General features: G+C 67.1%; 15 protein-coding genes. 5 read left to right on the top strand and 10 right to left on the bottom strand.

Annotated features, from left to right (window positions below):
- Nucleotides 1–180: 180 nt before the first annotated feature.
- Nucleotides 181–1,695, top strand: coding sequence for a mannose-1-phosphate guanylyltransferase/mannose-6-phosphate isomerase (locus WT16_RS21735; RefSeq protein WP_063534930.1), 1,515 nt, complete (start codon nucleotides 181–183; stop codon nucleotides 1,693–1,695).
- 72 nt (nucleotides 1,696–1,767) lie between these two features.
- Here the strand turns inward: WT16_RS21735 and WT16_RS21740 are convergent, their stop codons facing one another.
- From WT16_RS21740 to WT16_RS21780, 9 genes are all read right to left on the bottom strand, one after another.
- Nucleotides 1,768–2,772: a transposase gene (locus tag WT16_RS21740; RefSeq protein WP_063534186.1), complete on the bottom strand. Its 1,005-nt coding sequence runs from the start codon at nucleotides 2,770–2,772 to the stop codon at nucleotides 1,768–1,770.
- Nucleotides 2,773–3,358: 586 nt separating this feature from the next.
- On the bottom strand, nucleotides 3,359–3,940 hold the full coding sequence (locus tag WT16_RS21745) for a DUF3501 family protein (RefSeq protein WP_006027958.1): 582 nt from the start codon (nucleotides 3,938–3,940) through the stop codon (nucleotides 3,359–3,361).
- A 23-nt stretch (nucleotides 3,941–3,963) separates the two neighbouring features.
- A complete protein-coding gene (locus WT16_RS21750) occupies nucleotides 3,964–5,304 on the bottom strand; it encodes a heterodisulfide reductase-related iron-sulfur binding cluster (RefSeq protein ID WP_006027959.1) in 1,341 nt (446 codons plus the stop codon).
- A gap of 110 nt (nucleotides 5,305–5,414) precedes the next feature.
- On the bottom strand, nucleotides 5,415–5,837 hold the full coding sequence (locus tag WT16_RS21755; protein ID WP_009915736.1) for a rubrerythrin family protein: 423 nt from the start codon (nucleotides 5,835–5,837) through the stop codon (nucleotides 5,415–5,417).
- A gap of 253 nt (nucleotides 5,838–6,090) precedes the next feature.
- Entirely contained in the window at nucleotides 6,091–7,125 is a 1,035-nt protein-coding gene (locus WT16_RS21760; protein ID WP_063534187.1) for an N-acetylmuramoyl-L-alanine amidase, read from the bottom strand.
- Between the two features lie 345 nt (nucleotides 7,126–7,470).
- The gene (locus WT16_RS21765) at nucleotides 7,471–8,739 is read right to left on the bottom strand and encodes an RNA polymerase sigma factor (RefSeq protein ID WP_015603293.1); all 1,269 of its coding nucleotides are present in this window, start codon (nucleotides 8,737–8,739) and stop codon (nucleotides 7,471–7,473) included.
- On the bottom strand, nucleotides 8,736–9,275 hold the full coding sequence (locus WT16_RS21770) for an SRPBCC family protein (protein WP_006027963.1): 540 nt from the start codon (nucleotides 9,273–9,275) through the stop codon (nucleotides 8,736–8,738). The genes WT16_RS21765 and WT16_RS21770 overlap by 4 nt, the downstream gene beginning before the upstream one ends.
- Before the next feature lie 30 nt (nucleotides 9,276–9,305).
- On the bottom strand, nucleotides 9,306–9,719 hold the full coding sequence (locus WT16_RS21775; RefSeq protein WP_015603484.1) for a YciI family protein: 414 nt from the start codon (nucleotides 9,717–9,719) through the stop codon (nucleotides 9,306–9,308).
- A gap of 165 nt (nucleotides 9,720–9,884) precedes the next feature.
- Nucleotides 9,885–10,238, bottom strand: coding sequence for a YciI family protein (locus WT16_RS21780; protein WP_009915739.1), 354 nt, complete (start codon nucleotides 10,236–10,238; stop codon nucleotides 9,885–9,887).
- A gap of 370 nt (nucleotides 10,239–10,608) precedes the next feature.
- Here WT16_RS21780 and WT16_RS21785 point away from each other — a divergent pair, with 370 nt between their 5' ends.
- The 4 genes from WT16_RS21785 to WT16_RS21800 all read left to right on the top strand — a co-directional run bounded on the left by WT16_RS21785 (nucleotide 10,609) and on the right by WT16_RS21800 (nucleotide 15,153).
- The gene (locus WT16_RS21785; protein WP_063534188.1) at nucleotides 10,609–12,483 is read left to right on the top strand and encodes an ExeM/NucH family extracellular endonuclease; all 1,875 of its coding nucleotides are present in this window, start codon (nucleotides 10,609–10,611) and stop codon (nucleotides 12,481–12,483) included.
- A 388-nt stretch (nucleotides 12,484–12,871) separates the two neighbouring features.
- Nucleotides 12,872–13,252, top strand: a complete 381-nt coding sequence (locus WT16_RS21790; protein ID WP_006027967.1) for a DUF883 family protein — start codon at nucleotides 12,872–12,874, stop codon at nucleotides 13,250–13,252.
- Nucleotides 13,253–13,300: 48 nt separating this feature from the next.
- Entirely contained in the window at nucleotides 13,301–13,885 is a 585-nt protein-coding gene (locus WT16_RS21795; protein WP_063534189.1) for a YSC84-related protein, read from the top strand.
- A gap of 209 nt (nucleotides 13,886–14,094) precedes the next feature.
- Nucleotides 14,095–15,153 carry an AI-2E family transporter gene (locus WT16_RS21800; RefSeq protein ID WP_015602527.1) on the top strand — a complete coding sequence of 353 codons (1,059 nt, stop codon included), beginning with the start codon at nucleotides 14,095–14,097 and terminating at the stop codon, nucleotides 15,151–15,153.
- Between the two features lie 60 nt (nucleotides 15,154–15,213).
- On the opposite strand, the gene WT16_RS21805 is transcribed toward WT16_RS21800, so the two are convergent.
- On the bottom strand, nucleotides 15,214–15,642 hold the full coding sequence (locus tag WT16_RS21805) for a hypothetical protein (RefSeq protein ID WP_006027970.1): 429 nt from the start codon (nucleotides 15,640–15,642) through the stop codon (nucleotides 15,214–15,216).
- Between the last annotated feature and the right edge of the window lie 64 nt (nucleotides 15,643–15,706).

The following is a 15,706-nucleotide window of genomic DNA, read 5'->3' on the forward strand; positions in this document are numbered from 1 at the left end:
TCCCTCCGGTTGGCACCCAATATTTTTCTAATTTTTTATTCATTTGTTCGTGCGCATCCCGTGCAATTTTTATGCACCGCACGATAGTAATCAGACAATCTTTCCGATCCGCGCGATTCTTTTATTGTCGATTTACGTCGTGCTACAACGTCGGGACAGTCTTGTACTCGAGGAGTGATCATGAACGCCACGCTCGCCGCGGACGCCCGGTCCGCTTGCGCCGCCGGCACGCGCGTCGCCGTGCAACCCGTCGTATTGGCCGGAGGCTCGGGCACGCGCCTCTGGCCGATGTCGCGCGAGCGTCATCCGAAGCAGCTAATCAATCTGCTCGGCGACGAATCGCTGCTGCAATCGACCGCGCGCCGCCTCGACGGCCTGGCGGGCGCTCATCCGGTGTCCGAACGAATGATCGTCGTGTGCGGCGAGGAGCATCGCTTCACGACCGCCGAACAATTACGGCTCGCGGGCAAGGACGCGACGCTCGTGCTCGAGCCGCTCGGCCGCGACACCGCGCCGGCGCTGACGATCGCCGCGCTGCGCGCGGTCGCGGGCGGCGACGACGTGGTCCTGACCGTGATGCCCGCCGATCACGCGGTCGCCGACGTCGCGCGCTTCCAGCAGGCGGTCGCCGCAGGCGTGCGCTACGCCGAGCAAGGAATGATCGCGACGCTCGGCATCGTGCCGACGCGCGCGGAGACGGGCTACGGCTACATCCGCGTCGGCGCGCACGCGAGCGCGAGCGACGCCGAGCTCGGCGTCGCGGCAAGGAAGCTCGACCGCTTCGTCGAAAAGCCGCATCTCGAACTCGCCCGGCAATATGTCGCGTCAGGCGAATATTGGTGGAACAGCGGCATCTTCATCGTCCGCGCATCGGTATGGCTGAAGGCGATTCGCCACTTCCAGCCCGCGATCCACGACGCATGCGCGCGCGCAGTCGCGCTCGGCAGCGACGACGGTCCGTTCTTCCGCGTCGATCGCGACAGCTTCGCCGCGTCGCCGTCGAACTCGATCGACTACGCGGTGATGGAGCCGCTGTCGAACCTGCCCGCGGTGTGCGAGGGCGCCGTCGTGCCGCTCGACGCCGGCTGGTCCGACGTCGGGTCGTGGGACGCGCTCTGGCAGATCAGCGACAAGGACGCCGAAGGCAACGTCGCGCGCGGCCGCGTGTGCTTCGAGCAGGCATCGTCGACGTTCGCGCATTCGGAAGGACGCCTGATCGCCTGCGTCGGCACGCAGGATCTCGTCGTCGTCGAGACGCCCGATGCGATCCTCGTCGCCGATCGCTCGCACGTGCAGGACGTGAAGAAAATCGTCGGTCGCCTGAAGGCGGAATCCGGTACGGAAGCGTCCGATCACCGGAAAGTGCATCGCCCGTGGGGACATTACGACTCGGTCGACAGCGGCGAGCGCTTCCAGGTGAAACGGATCGTCGTCAAGCCGGGCGCGCGCCTGTCGCTGCAGATGCATCACCATCGCGCGGAGCACTGGATCGTCGTGCGCGGCACCGCGCGCATCACGCGCGGCGACGAAACTTTCCTGCTGTCCGAGAACGAATCGACCTACATTCCGCTCGGCGTGTCGCATCGGCTCGAGAATCCCGGCAAGATGCCGCTCGAACTGATCGAGGTGCAATCGGGCTCGTATCTCGGGGAAGACGACATCGTCCGCTTCGAAGACAACTATGGACGGCACTGACGGAACGGCCGCGCCGAAGCGACCGCGCGGCCCGCGTGCGAGCGGGCCGCGCGGCGAGAGGCGCTGCCTCGTTCAACCGACGCGATAGGCGTACTCGTGCCGGTCGATCTGCGCTTGCGACGCATCGCCGCGGCCTTCCGCCAGCGCGCGGCGGCGCTCGGCCGCGAAGTGCTTGATGTTGGTTTCGGCCATCGCGAGCGCGGACAGCCCGGCGATCGTCGGCACCGATTTGCCGACCTGCCCGGCAACGGGCGCCGACGCCTCGCGCGCATCCGGCGCGCCCGCGCATTGACGATCGATCCATTGACGCGCCCAATCGAGCGCATACTGCTCCGCCGATTCGGCATCGGTGAAACGCGGACCGATGAGACCCGAGCGCTCGACGCGCCGATCATCCCGCACGATCTCCGCCCACGCGCGATACATCAGGTTCTGCACGGGTTGCGCAATGCCGTACACGGTATAGCCGCGATAGGTTTCGGTTTGCGGCGCGTGCGTGGCGAAGCTGAACGACGCGGCATGCGCGCGGCCGTGCCCATGATCGCGCACGGGCGCGCCCGGCACGGCGAAGCCGTGATGATCCGGCGCCGCGGCGTCGCGCGCCCCGTCTTCATCGTCGTCGCTCGCGAAGCGGTGGACATTCACGCCCGCGCCCGGACGGCAGACATCCGCCTGAGCGACAGGCAATTGCCACGACTCGGGGTTCTGCCAGAACACGCCGCGCAGGCGATCGCAATCGGCGGCCGGCTCCGCGCGCCGCACGGGCGCGACGGGCTCGGGCGGCGGCGGCACGTAGGCGAACGCGCGACCGCTCTCTTCCGACAGCACTCTCACCATCTCGCCGAGCGTGCCGCTCGCAAGCCATTCTTCGAAGCGGCGCCGGCACGTCGGGCCTGACGGATAGCGGCCGGGCAGTTTCGACCACGGCTCGCCCGTGGTGAGAATCCACAGCACCGCGTTCGCGACGACCCGATTCTCCGCGCGCGGACGGCCCCGTCGGTTCAGTCGGATGGGTTCATCGGCGATCAACGTCGACAGACGGGCCCACTCTTCATCGTTTAGCTCATCGAAGAACATAGATCTCTCCACGCAGCCAGGCCGGGCTGCGATTGGCGGCACGGCCGCGAGCAAATCGCGCTCGTGACCGCGGCCAGGTTGCACATGGACGCTATTCGGTTGTGCACGTCGGCGCACCAGGCACAAACAAGGTGCCGCAGCTCCCGACGATGACGCACGAACCACTGTCTCACTCGTATGCGATATTTTTTGTGCATGAAGCATACCATCATCAGGGTTTATCTCAATATGACAACAGCGTCATGTTACGCACTGAAACAAGAAAGTCGCCAAGCAGGGTCAGCTTTTCTTTTCAATTTTTATGACGTTTTTATCTCTGCCGGCTCGAGAGTCCCGTCCAGCAAGGCTGAAGGGAAGATGAAAACTACCTTGAAGACGGGTTCCCGCACTAGCTCCCACGCTTAGCGGAAGCATTTTCCGATGCCGTTGCAACATCGGTAAATTAAGGGAAAATACGTGACAAATTGTTTATGAATCGGTAAGTAAATCCTTTTTCGATCGTTATACTTTTCATTACGCGCAATCTCATAATTGATTGAATGCGGTCGATGCCAGCCCCGTCGACGCTTGCCGCGCGCTCGCGCGCTCAGTCCAGATCGCGGGCGAGCGAGGCGGCAACGTCCGGATCAATTCTCGTCGTTTGTACCGGATAGTTAGGATGGTCGCAGCCGATCGATAGCGGCGCGCCCGCCTTGAGCCTCGCCTTCAGCGCATCGCCGAACTCGAAGCGCAGGAAGTGCACGGCGGACGTCTTCTCCGCGGTGTCGCGTTCGAGGTCCTCGTCGGCGACCGCATAGACGGGCGTCTCATCGTCGACGACGAGGAACACGCGATCCTCGATGCCGATCAGGCGCGTGAGCGCCGCGCGTCGCTGCGTTTCGTTTTCGTATTCGATCTGCAGCGTCGCCTTGAAATTGCTGCCGTCCGGCACGAGCGGCAGATACGCGTCGAGCTCGGCCTGGATGCCGTCCTCGTCGAAGATCTTCTCGATGTGCAGCATCTCGTGGATCTGATAGCGGATCGTCGTCTCGTCCTCGAACAGCAGGCGCAGATGATTGCCGATCGATACCGCACGGCGCTTCTTGTGCTCGATCACGCGCGCATGCTCGTGGCGGCGCACTTTCGCGTACGCTTCGAGCGTCAACAGCGAATCGCGGGTGAGCGTCATGTGATGGCCCTCGTCCGGTACGCTCAGACGCCGTACGCCTTGCGCAGCAGCGTGAGCGGATGCGCGAAGGGCGGCGGCTCGACGCCTTTCGCGCCGATGCCCTCTTCGATGTGGTGTCCCGCGAGCGCGCAATCGGACGACATGTAGTCGGGCGTCTGCTCCGCGATCGACTTGAACACGGGCGCGCCGATCTTCAGCGCCTGCTCGTGGAATTCCTGCTTCACGCCGAACGTGCCCGCGTGGCCCGAGCAGCGCTCGACGACGTTCACCTTCGTGCCCGGCACGAGCGACAGCGCGTCGGCCGTCTTGCGCCCGATGTTCTGCACCCGCGCATGGCAGGGCACGTGATATGACACGGTGCCGAGCTCATGCCTGAAATCGGTCTTCAGCAGCCCGTCGCGATGGCGCGCGATCACGTACTCGAACGGATCCCAGAACGCGTCGGCGACCGCGCGCACATCGGGATCGTCGGGAAACATCAGCGGCAGCTCGCTCTTGTACATCAGCACGCAGCTCGGAATCGCGCCGAGCAACGCATAGCCTTCTCGCGCGTAGCGGGCGAGCACGGGGATGTTCACCGCCTTCTTCGCGGCGACGCCGTCGAGATTGCCCTGTTCGAGCAGCGGCATCCCGCAGCACGCCTCGCTCGCGACGAGCTCGTACGGGATGCCGTTGTGCGCGAGCACCGCGAGCAGGTCATGGCCGATGCCGGGCTCGTTGTAGTTCACGTAGCAGGTCGCGTAGATCGCGACGCGCCCCGGCGTGCGCTCGCCGTCGCCCGACGGCGGCGAGACGGGCGAGCGCTGCGCAGCGCGACGGAACTTGCGCGACGCGAACGGCGGCAGCCACGCGCGCCGGTCAACGCCGAACGTCGCTTCGAGCGCGCTGCGCATCGCAGGCGTGCGGTTCGCCGCATTGACTGTCTGCGTGACGATCGGGATGCCGGCGAAGTGGCCGAGCATGTCGGTGTTCGACAGCAGCTTGTCGCGCAGCTTCACGTCGTTGCGCTTGTAGCGCGCGGCCTTCGCGCGCAGCATCAGATGCGGAAAGTCGACGTTCCACGGATGCGGCGGCACGTATGGGCATTTCGTCATGTAGCAGAGGTCGCACAGGTAGCACTGGTCGACGACCTTGCCGAAAGACTTCGGATCGACCGCATGGGCTTCGCCCGTATCGGTCTCGTCGACGAGATCGAACAGCGTCGGAAACGCGCCGCATAGCGACACGCAGCGCCGGCAGCCGGCGCAGATCTCGAACACGCGCGTGAGCTCGCCGTCGATCGCGGCCTGATCGTAGAACGCGTCCGAGCGCCAATCGAGCGGGTGCCGGGTCGGGGCCTCCAGACTGCCTTCTCGGTGAGACATGGGGCGGCTCCATCACGTTGTGCGCGGCCGCGCGCGTTGCGCCGGAACTCGCGGCGACGCGCGCTCGCGCGGCCGCGTCCGCTGGCCGGGGGCGCCCGCGCGCGCCGCGCTCAGTCGACGAGCCCTTCGAGCGCTTTTGTATACCGGTTCGCGTGGCTGCGTTCCGCCTTCGCGAGCGTCTCGAACCAGTTCGCGATTTCGTCGAAGCCTTCTTCGCGCGCGGTCTTCGCCATGCCCGGGTACATGTCGGTGTACTCGTGCGTCTCGCCCGCGATCGCCGATTGCAGGTTCTGGCGGGACGAGCCGAACGGCAAGCCCGTCGCCGGATCGCCGACCGCTTCCAGATATTCGAGGTGGCCGTGCGCGTGGCCGGTTTCGCCCTCGGCGGTCGAGCGGAACAGCGCGGCGATGTCGTTCTGTCCCTCGACGTCCGCCTTCGATGCGAAATACAGGTAGCGGCGATTCGCCTGCGACTCTCCGGCGAACGCGTATTTCAGGTTCTCTTCGGTCTTGCTGCCCTTGAGCTGTGCCATCTGCGCCTCCGTGTCCGATGCCGGCGCGCGCGGCGCCGGACCGGATGAACGATTGTGGGGAACGATGCGCAGCTCGGCTGCCGCCGCTGAGGCACCGTGCATTTCAATCTAGGCGCTCGCGCGCGACTCACCCAATAGGCTTTTTCAATGTCGTCGATAGTCGTCGCGGCGACGCAGGCGGGAGCGGCGGGGCCGAACGATGGCCGTGCTGCGTCGCGTCGCGGCGCAGCACGGCATGCAGGCGTGAGCCGCGTCAGCGCGACGACGCGGGCACGAGCGGCCACACGTCGCTGCCCTTCTCGCCCTCCGGCGCGGTCGTGGCCGGCCGCGCCTGCTTGTTGATCGCTCGGCCGCGGCTGAAGTACTTCTCGAGCAGCGCATCGAGAATCGCGACGGTTTCGACGTCCGGCACGCCGTCGTAGCGCGACGGCCGAAAGTGCATTTGAAACGCCGACACGACGTCGACGGTCCGCGCGTCGAGCGTGCCCGTCTGCGGCGCGTCGTAGCCGTATGCGAGCAGCCTCGACTGCAGGCTCGCGACGTCGCCCGCGAACGGCCGGTTGGTGCGGTAGTAATCGACGGCCTCCGTCTCCGGCCACGCGCCGATCCTGTATTGATCGTAGAGTGTCTTCCACGGGAACAGCGGCCCCGGATCGGTCTTGCGGCCGGGCGCGACGTCCGAGTGCCCGACGACCTTGTGCGGCAGCACCTGATGCCGCGCGACGACGTCGGCCGCGAGCGCGCCGAACACCGCAACCTGCGCGTCCGGATACGGATACCAGCGCCGGTTCATCAGCGGCAGGTTTTCGTCCTCCGGCGGAAAACCAAGATTGACGATCTCGATGCCGACCGAGCCCGCATTGAGCATCCGGTCGCCCTGCCAGTAGCTGACGCCCGCGTGCCATGCGCGGCGTGCTTCGGGCACGAGCTCGAAGACCTTGAAGCGCTGGCCGCCGTCGACCGCGTCGGGCACCAGATAGTGCGAGCTGACCTGCCGCTGCGGGCTCGTCAGCGAGACGATCGAATCCGTGAGCGTCTGCGCGGTGTAATGCAGCACGAGCGTGCGCACCCGCGAATCCTGATTCGGCGACTGGATCGAGCGATCGATCGTATAGCCCGCGCCTGACGGCTGCGGCGCATCCTGCGCGTGCGCGGACGACACGATGCCATCGCCGTCGCCGCAACCGGCAAGCGGCATCATCAGCATCCCCACCGGCCATGCCGACGAACGCGCGAGAAACCCGCGCCTGCCCTCGTTGATGATTTTCGCTTGTTGTTCTTCAGCCATACCCTTTTCCGTTCGAGTCGTAACTTGCAATTGAGAATCGGCGCGATGCGCCGAGCGAGTAGGTTGCGCGATGACGCGACGCGCGACCGTGGGAGTCGACGGCGTCGCGCAAGTTCCGATTCGGAGTACGATGTATTTTTGGGAGACGGGAGAGCTTCGATGCGAACGCGACGTTGCGGCGGGGGCGCGGTGATGATGTGCTGCGTGTCGATGTTTCGCGTGAGGGGGTGGTGGTTTGCGGAAGGCTACGTGAATCGGCTCGACATGTATCGGGAACCTGTCCGCATTTTTGTGGGCGAGGCGGTTGAACAACAGATTATCCGCGCGCCGCCCGCGCGCGCCGCCTCACCGCTCCGTTGCGCGCGCAAGCAGCATCTCGCGCTCGCGCGCATTGAGCGTCATGTCGGCCGCGCGCCGGAACTCCGCCTGCGCCTCGTCGCGCCGCCCGAGCTTCGCGAGCAGATCGCCGCGCACGCTCGGCAGCCAGTGATAGCGCGCGAGCGCCGGATCGGCCGCAAGCGCATCGGCGATCTCGAGCCCCGCCGCCGGCCCGAACGCCATGCCGACCGCAACCGCGCGATTCAGCTCGACGACGGGCGAAGGCGCGACCTGCGCGAGCGCGTCGTAGAGCGCGACGATCTGCGCCCAGTCGGTATCGTCGGCGCTGCGCGCCCGTGCATGGCACGCGGCGAGCGCCGCCTGCAGCGCATACGGCCCGCTCGCGCCGCCGAGCGCCTCGGAGCGCGCGAGGGCGGCGAGCCCGCGCCGGATCAGCAGCGGGTCCCAGCGGCCGCGGTCCTGGTCGAGCAGCAACACGGGGCGCCCTTGCGCGTCGACGCGCGCGTGCATCCTCGACGCCTGGATCTCCATCAGCGCGACGAGCCCGTGCACCTCGCTCTCGTCGGGCGCAAGCTCGGCGAGCACGCGGCCGAGCCGTAGTGCTTCGTCGGTCAGCGCGGGGCGCATCCAGTCGTCGCCCGCCGTCGCCGAATAGCCTTCGTTGAAGACCAGGTAAATCACTTCGAGCACCGAAGCAAGCCGCGCCGCGCGCTCCGGCGCGCGCGGCACCTCGAACGGCACCTTCGCCGCCGACAGCGTGCGCTTCGCGCGCACGATTCGCTGCGCGATCGTCGGCTCGGGCGCGAGAAACGCGCGCGCGATCTCGCCCGTCGTCAGCCCGCCGAGCAGCCGCAGCGTCAGCGCGACGCGCGCATCGGTCGACAGCACCGGATGGCACGCGGTGAACACGAGCCGCAGCAGATCGTCGCCGATGTCGTCGTCGCGCGCCGCCTCGAACACGTCGGCGACGTCCGGCGCGACGTGCGCGCCGATCGCCTCGAGATCGAGGCCGATCTGCTCGCGCTTGCGCGCATGCAGCACGTTCTGCCGCAGATGATCGAGCGCGCGGCGCTTCGCGGCCGTCATCAGCCACGCGCCCGGATTGTCCGGCACGCCGCCGTCCGGCCAGTGCTCGAGCGCGGCGACGAGCGCGTCCTGCGCGAGCTCTTCGGCAACGCCGACGTCGCGCACGAGCCGCGCGACATGCGCGATGATTCTCGCGGCCTCGATCCGCCAGACGGCGTCGATCGCGCGGTGAATGGCAGCGTCCGTCATGCGCGCCCTTCGGCGAGCGCCTTCAGGTTCGCGAGCCCCGCGGAGAAGTCCGTGCCGACCATCTTGTCGATGCTGAAGAACACCTGCATCAGCTTCGACAGAAACGGCGACGGCCCGTGCATCGCCCACGTGACGACCGTCGCGTCGCCGTCCGGGCGCAGCGTGAATTCGGCGACGTTGTGCGCGTCGAACGGCTTCACGAAATCGAGCCGCATCGTCAGGTGCGACGGCTCGGTGAGCTCGGTGATCTCGAAGCGACCGACGCCGACCTTCTCGCTCGTCCACGCATAGCTCGCGCCGACGCCCGACGTCACCGCGCCGTACTCGCCGTGCAGCGTCGGATCCTTGCGCTCGTAGGGATTCCACGCGTTGAAGCGGCGCAGGTCCGCCAGATAAGGAAAGATGCGCGCGGCGCTCGCATCGATCCGCGCGCTGCGCTCGACGCGAAACGTACCCGGGCGCGATGCCGCATACAGCATCAGCAGCAGCGCCAGCGCGAACACCACTGCGCCTGCGATCACCACGATCTGGACCATTGCCGTCTCCTGTCGCTCCCGCCGCTATCGTCAGCCGAGCTTGCTCTCGAGCTCGCGGAACCGGTCAACCGCGTCGCCCGGCTCGAAATCGTCGAGCTCGAACAGTTGCCGCACTTCGATCTCGCCGTCCTCGCGCTCGCCGAACGGCGCGGGAAAGCGGCGGGCCCACTCGAGCGCCTCGTCGCGCGAGCGCACCTGGATCAGCGTGTAGCCGGCGATCAACTCCTTCGTTTCGGCGAACGGGCCGTCGATGACGGCGCGCTTGCCGCCCGAGTAGCGCACGCGCCAGCCTTTCGACGACGGTTGCAGGCCGGCCGCGTCGAGCAGCACGCCCGCCTTCGCCAGTTCTTCGTGATAGGTCGCCATCGCGGCGATCAGTGACGCATCGGGCATCGCGCCTGACTCGCTCGTCGCATTGGCCTTCACCATGATCATGAAACGCATCGCTCTCTCCTTTCGAAGATGACAGGACGCGCGATCCGGCGTCCTGTCCCTACGACGGGCGACGCGATCCCCGCTCGACACGGGGCGCGCAGAATCAGGGGAAACCCCTATCCTCGCCGGGCATGCGATGTCCGGCTGCCGCCGCTCGCGTCGATTCGCGAGCGCTTACCGGAAGCACGGCCCGATCTCGCGAACCTCCACCGAGCACCATTCGGCGGCGGGGCAACCCTTCGCAATCGCGAGCGCCTCGCCTTGCGTCTCGACATCGAGCAGGAAGAAGCCGCCGACCATTTCCTTCGCCTCGGCGTACGGCCCGTCGACAAGGCGCACCTCGCCGTTGCGCACCAGCACGCGCGTGGATTTGTCGTCGGACACGAGCGATTCGGCGCCGATCAGCACGCCGCGCGACTGAAGCTCGCCGGCGAAATGACGCATCCGCTCGTACAGGGCCTCGCCTTCGGCTCGCGTGCGCGCCGCGCGTTGGCCCCGCGGTTCGACGATCAACAACATGTAACTCATTTGCGTCACCTCCTATGACGACGCCTTCCGGAATCGCGCGGTGCGGCCGCGCCGCGCCGCCGATCGTGGAACGGCTGCGCTTCTATTTTGAGCGGGCCGCGGGCGGCGGTCCATCAGAATCGGCGGCCGCGCGGGCATCGCGAAGCCGCGCGGCCGATCGCACAGATTGCGCACGGGCCGCGCTCACGAAGACGTTCCGCGCGGCCGGTGGAAACGGTTCTGTCACGCTCCGCTCGATCCGCCTCGATGATGCGCCGCCGGCACGTCCGAAAAAAACCTGGCCAGATTACATATCCCCATCCATTCTTTACGCAGAACTGTCAACATGCATCACTAAGCTTTCAGGATTCCCACACAACGGACCATCCTCATGCGCACGCCAACGCCCTTGCTCGCCTTACTGCCGCTCCTGTCCTCCATCGCCGCCGCACCTGCGTTCGCGGCCACCGCCGCCCCCGTCAGAACGAACTGCGGCGATAGCGCGACGCCGATCTCCGAGATTCAGGGCGCCGGCGCGCCTTCCCCGCTCGCCGGCCAGAACGTGTCGATCGAGGCTGTCGTCACCGCCGATTTCGGCGGCGCCGACGGCTTCGGCGGCTTTTTCGTCCAGCAGGCCGATGCGCAGCGCCGCAACCAGCCCGGCGTGTCCGAGGGGCTGTTCGTCTACTCGCCGAAAGCGCGCGCACAGGCGGGCGACCTCGTGCACGTGACGGGCAAGGTCGAGGAGAAATACGGGCAGACGCAGCTCACGCAGTCGGGCGCCATCGCGGTCTGCGCGAGCGGCCAGTCGGTCACGCCCGCGACGCTCGTGCTGCCCGTCGACAGCCCGAGCGCGTTCGCCGCGTATGAAGGCATGCTCGTGCGGCTGCCGCAGACGCTGACCGTCACCGAGGTCTACGAGCTCGGCCGCTACGGCAGCGTGCTGCTCAGCAACGGGCGCCTGCGCACGCCGACGAGCGTCGTGCCGCCCGCGCAGGCGAAGACGGTGGCCGACGCGAACGCGCGCAACCGGCTGATCCTCGACGACGGCTCGAACAAGCAGAATCCCGCGACCGTCCCGTATCCGGCGCCGGCGCTCTCCGCCGCGAACACGCTGCGCGCGGGCTACACCGTCGCCAACGTCGAAGGCGTGCTCGAGATGCGCTACGGCGCATGGCGTCTGCAACCGGTGCCGGGCGCGCGCGCACCGGCGTTCGGCGCGAGCGCGAATCCGCGCACGAGCGCGCCCGCACGCGATGCGCGCGCGAACCTGCGGGTCGCTTCGTTCAACGTACTGAACTACTTCAACGGCGACGGCACGGGCAACGGCTTCGACGATCCGAACAACCGCGGCGCGAAGAGCTACGAAGAGTTCGTCCGGCAGGACGCGAAGATCGTCAGCGCGCTGAAGGCGCTCGATGCCGACGTGATCGGCCTGATGGAAATCGAGAACGACGGCTACGGCCCGCTGAGCGCGGTGCGCCAGCTCGCGGCGAAGCTCGGCGACAACTGGCGCGTCGTCGATCCGGGCAGCGCGCGGCTCGGCGGCGACGCGATCGCGGTCGCGCTGATCTACGACAGCCGCAAGGTGAAGCCGGTCGGCAACGCGGCGACGCTCGCGATCGACGACAGGAACCGCCAGCCGCTCGCGCAGACGTTCCGGCCGATCGGCGGCTCGCGCGCGGTGACGGTCGCCGTGAATCACCTGAAATCGAAGAACTGCCCGGACGCGACAGGCGACGACCTCGATCAGGGCGACGGCCAGGGCTGCTGGAACGCGACGCGCTCGCGCGCGGCGGCGAAGGTCGCCGACTGGCTCGCGCGCAATCCGACCGGCGCGCACAGCGAAGGCGTGCTGCTGATCGGCGACCTCAACAGCTACACGTACGAGGACCCGGTTCGCGCGCTCGAATCGCGCGGCTACGTGAATCTCGTGTCGAGCAAGATCGGCGCGGGCGCGTACAGCTACGTCTACAACGGCGAGGCCGGCTATCTCGACCACGCGCTCGCGACGAACGCGCTCGCATGGCGCGTGAAGGCGGTGCACGACTGGCACATCAACGCGGACGAGCCGATCGCCCTGCAATACACGCTCGCGTACAAGACCGCCGAGCAGCAGCGCACGTATTACGCGCCCGACGCGTATCGCTCGTCCGATCACGATCCGGTGCTGATCGACATCGCACTTGCCGACGAATATGCGGCCGCGGCGTCGCGCCGGGGCGCGGAGATGGCGGCCGCGCACAGCCGTCGCCCGTGGCAGTGACGCGTCCGCTCGCCCTCGGCGCGAGCGCGCCTGGACATCCATGCAACGACGGAAAAACGGCGGCATCGTCGCCACGATGTAGAAAACGACGTGGACAAGAAGAAAAAGGAAAGGCCCGACGCCCGTCGACACATGAAGAAAGTCACATTTACCGAACGACGGCGCAATAAAACGTAAAAAATTCCGCCGCCGATTCGGGCAAGCGGCCGCTCCCGCGCCGGACTGCCGCACAAACTGTTGCATTTTCCGCCGCCCCCCGCCCCGCAACGGCTTCGGCTCCGCGGCGACGGCTTGCCGCCGTCGCCGCGCGAAACTCAGGGCCGGATAACGGATCACACATGAGCAACGTCCGCACACTTTCCCTTCAACCATCAGGAGAACGACCATCATGGCTCTTTCCGACACTGTCGAATACAAGCTCGACCGCGGCCTCTCCGAAGCACGACGCGCCGGCCGCCGGTTCGCGCGCGATGCGCGTTCCGCGGCGCGCGACCTGAACGGCGACGTAAAGGACAACATGCGCTCGCTCGTCGACGAGCTCGACGCGCTGCTGAAGGAGGACGTCGACGTCGACGCGCTCCGCAAGCGCCTGCACGGGCGGCTCGAAGCCGCGCGCGACACGCTCGACGACGCGTCGTGGCACGCGTCGCGCCGGCTGCGGCAATCGGCCGAGCGCGTGTCGCAGGCCGTCCACGACAACCCGTGGCAGACGGTCGGCATCGTCGCGGGCCTCGCGTTCGCGGCAGGCATCCTCCTTGCGCGTCGATAAGCGCGGCGCTCTCGCCCGACGTTCAACCATCAAGATGGAGGAAGCATCATGCGCAAGACGCTCGTTATGAAGGTCGCGATCGCGACCGTGCTCGGCAGCCTGGCGCTCGCAGGCTGCACCACCACGCCCGACAAGCCGTCGACCGCATCGTCCAATGCGTCGACCCGGGAGGCGATCGATGCGCGCGTGAACGCGACGCTGTCGCGCCTCTACTCGACGGTGCCGGGCTCGCGCGAACTCGTCTCGAAGTCGCGCGGCGCGCTCGTGTTCCCGAACGTGCTGCAGGCGGGCTTCATCGTCGGCGGCCAGAGCGGCAATGGCGCGCTGCGCGTCGGCGGCGCGACGCTCGGCTACTACAACACGTCGTCGCTGTCGGTCGGCCTGCAGGCGGGCGCGCAATCGAAGGCGCTCATCTTCCTGTTCATGACGCAGGACTCGCTCGACAAATTCCGCAACTCGGACGGCTGGGCCGCCGGCGCCGACGCGTCGGTCGCGCTCGTCAAGATGGGCGCGAACGGCGCGGTCGACACGACGACGGCAACCGCACCCGTGGAAGTCATCGTGCTGACCAACGCCGGCCTGATGGGCGATCTGTCGGTCAACGGCACGAAGGTCACGCGCCTGAAGCTCTGAGCTGAAACGCCGGCGGTAGCGGCGCGGCGCCTCGCGCGTGCGCGCCGCCTGCGCCGCGGCATTTTCAATCGCAGCCCGAACGATATCCGCTCGGGGCGGGGCAACGCACGGTCGCCGCGCCGCACGCGTCAGGCATAATCGATGCGTCACGGCGGGCCGCCGCGGCGCGGCTTGCCCGTCCGATCAACCATCCTCCCCCCGAGCACATCATGGATAGCGGGAACGATCACCAAAAATTCTTCCACCTGCTGCTTCTCGTCGTCACCGTCGGCCTTTGCTGGATATTGACGCCGTTCTTCGGCGCAATCTTCTGGGGAACCATTCTCGCGATCCTGTTCCAGCCCGTGCAGCGCTGGCTCGCCGCGCACTTCGGCAAGCGCCGCAATCTCGCCGCGCTCGTCACGCTGTCGCTCATCATCCTGATCGTGATCCTGCCGCTCGCGTTCGTGACTGCGACGCTCGTGCAGGAAATCGCGTACGCGTATCAGCAGATCAAGACGCTGCAGCCGAACATGACGCAATACTTCCAGGAGTTCATGCACGCGCTGCCGAGCTCCGTGCATCGCGTGCTGCACAACTACGGGCTCACCGACATCGCCGGCATCCAGAAGAAGCTGACCGACGGCGCGGCCGCGATCAGCCAGTTCGTCGCCGCGCAGGCGCTCAGCATCGGGCAGAACACGTTCCAGTTCGTCGTGAGCTTCGGCGTGATGCTGTATCTCGTGTTCTTCCTGTTGCGCGACGGCGGCGAGATCGGCCGCCGCGTGCGGCGCGCGCTGCCGCTCAACGAAGCGCACAAGCAGCATCTGCTGACGAAGTTCACGACCGTCGTGCGCGCGACCGTCAAGGGCAACATCGCGGTCGCGGCCGTGCAGGGCGCGCTCGGCGGCCTGATCTTCTGGATTCTCGGGATCGAGGGCGTGATTCTGTGGGGCGCGCTGATGGCGTTCCTGTCGCTGCTGCCCGCGATCGGCGCGGGCCTCGTCTGGGTGCCCGCCGCCGGCTATTTCGCGGTGACGGGGCAGGTCTGGAAATGCGTGATCCTCGTCGCGTTCTGCGTCGGCGTGATCGGGCTCGTCGACAATCTGCTGCGGCCGATCCTCGTCGGCAAGGACACGAAGATGCCCGACTGGGTCGTGCTGATCTCGACGCTCGGCGGCATGGCGCTCTTCGGCATCAACGGCTTCGTGATCGGCCCGCTCGTCGCCGCGCTGTTCATGGCGAGCTGGGACATCTTCGCGCGCACCGAGCAGACCGACTGGGAATGACGCGGCGATCGAATGCGGCGGGCGACGCCGCGCATCGCCCGCCGCATCGCGTCGCGCCGCTTACTCGAAGCTGAAGCGCAGATCCTTGACGACGGGCTCCTTGCCCCAGTCGAACGAGCACACGCGCCCGGTCTCGAGGCTCACCGCGTCCGCGCCCTTGCCCTGCGTCTCGCTGACAGGCGCGCAACCGCCCGAAATCGTCACGGTGGGCGTGCCCTGCTTCGACAGCGGAAACTCGATCGCGCCGTCCTCCGGCACCGTGTGCGTGAGCGCGACCTTCTCGACGTAGTCGTCGGGCAGCATGAAGATCGGCGAATCGTCGACCCACAGCGTGTAGTAGTCGTGCTTGAACGGCGTCTGCTCGACGCACATCTTCGACGTGTGCGCGCCGAGCTTCTGGGTCTGGCACAGCGGCGCGGCGACGCAGACCGAGCCTGCGGCGAGCAGCGGCACGAGCGCCGCCCAGCTTTTCTGGATTGTTCTTTTCATTCTTGACTCGAAAAGGAATGGCGGAAGGGGGTCATGCCGTTTCGCGCGGCGATCGCTATATTAC

Origin of the sequence: Burkholderia sp. MSMB1589WGS (assembly GCF_001636105.1) — a bacterium.
GTDB lineage: Bacteria > Pseudomonadota > Gammaproteobacteria > Burkholderiales > Burkholderiaceae > Burkholderia > Burkholderia humptydooensis.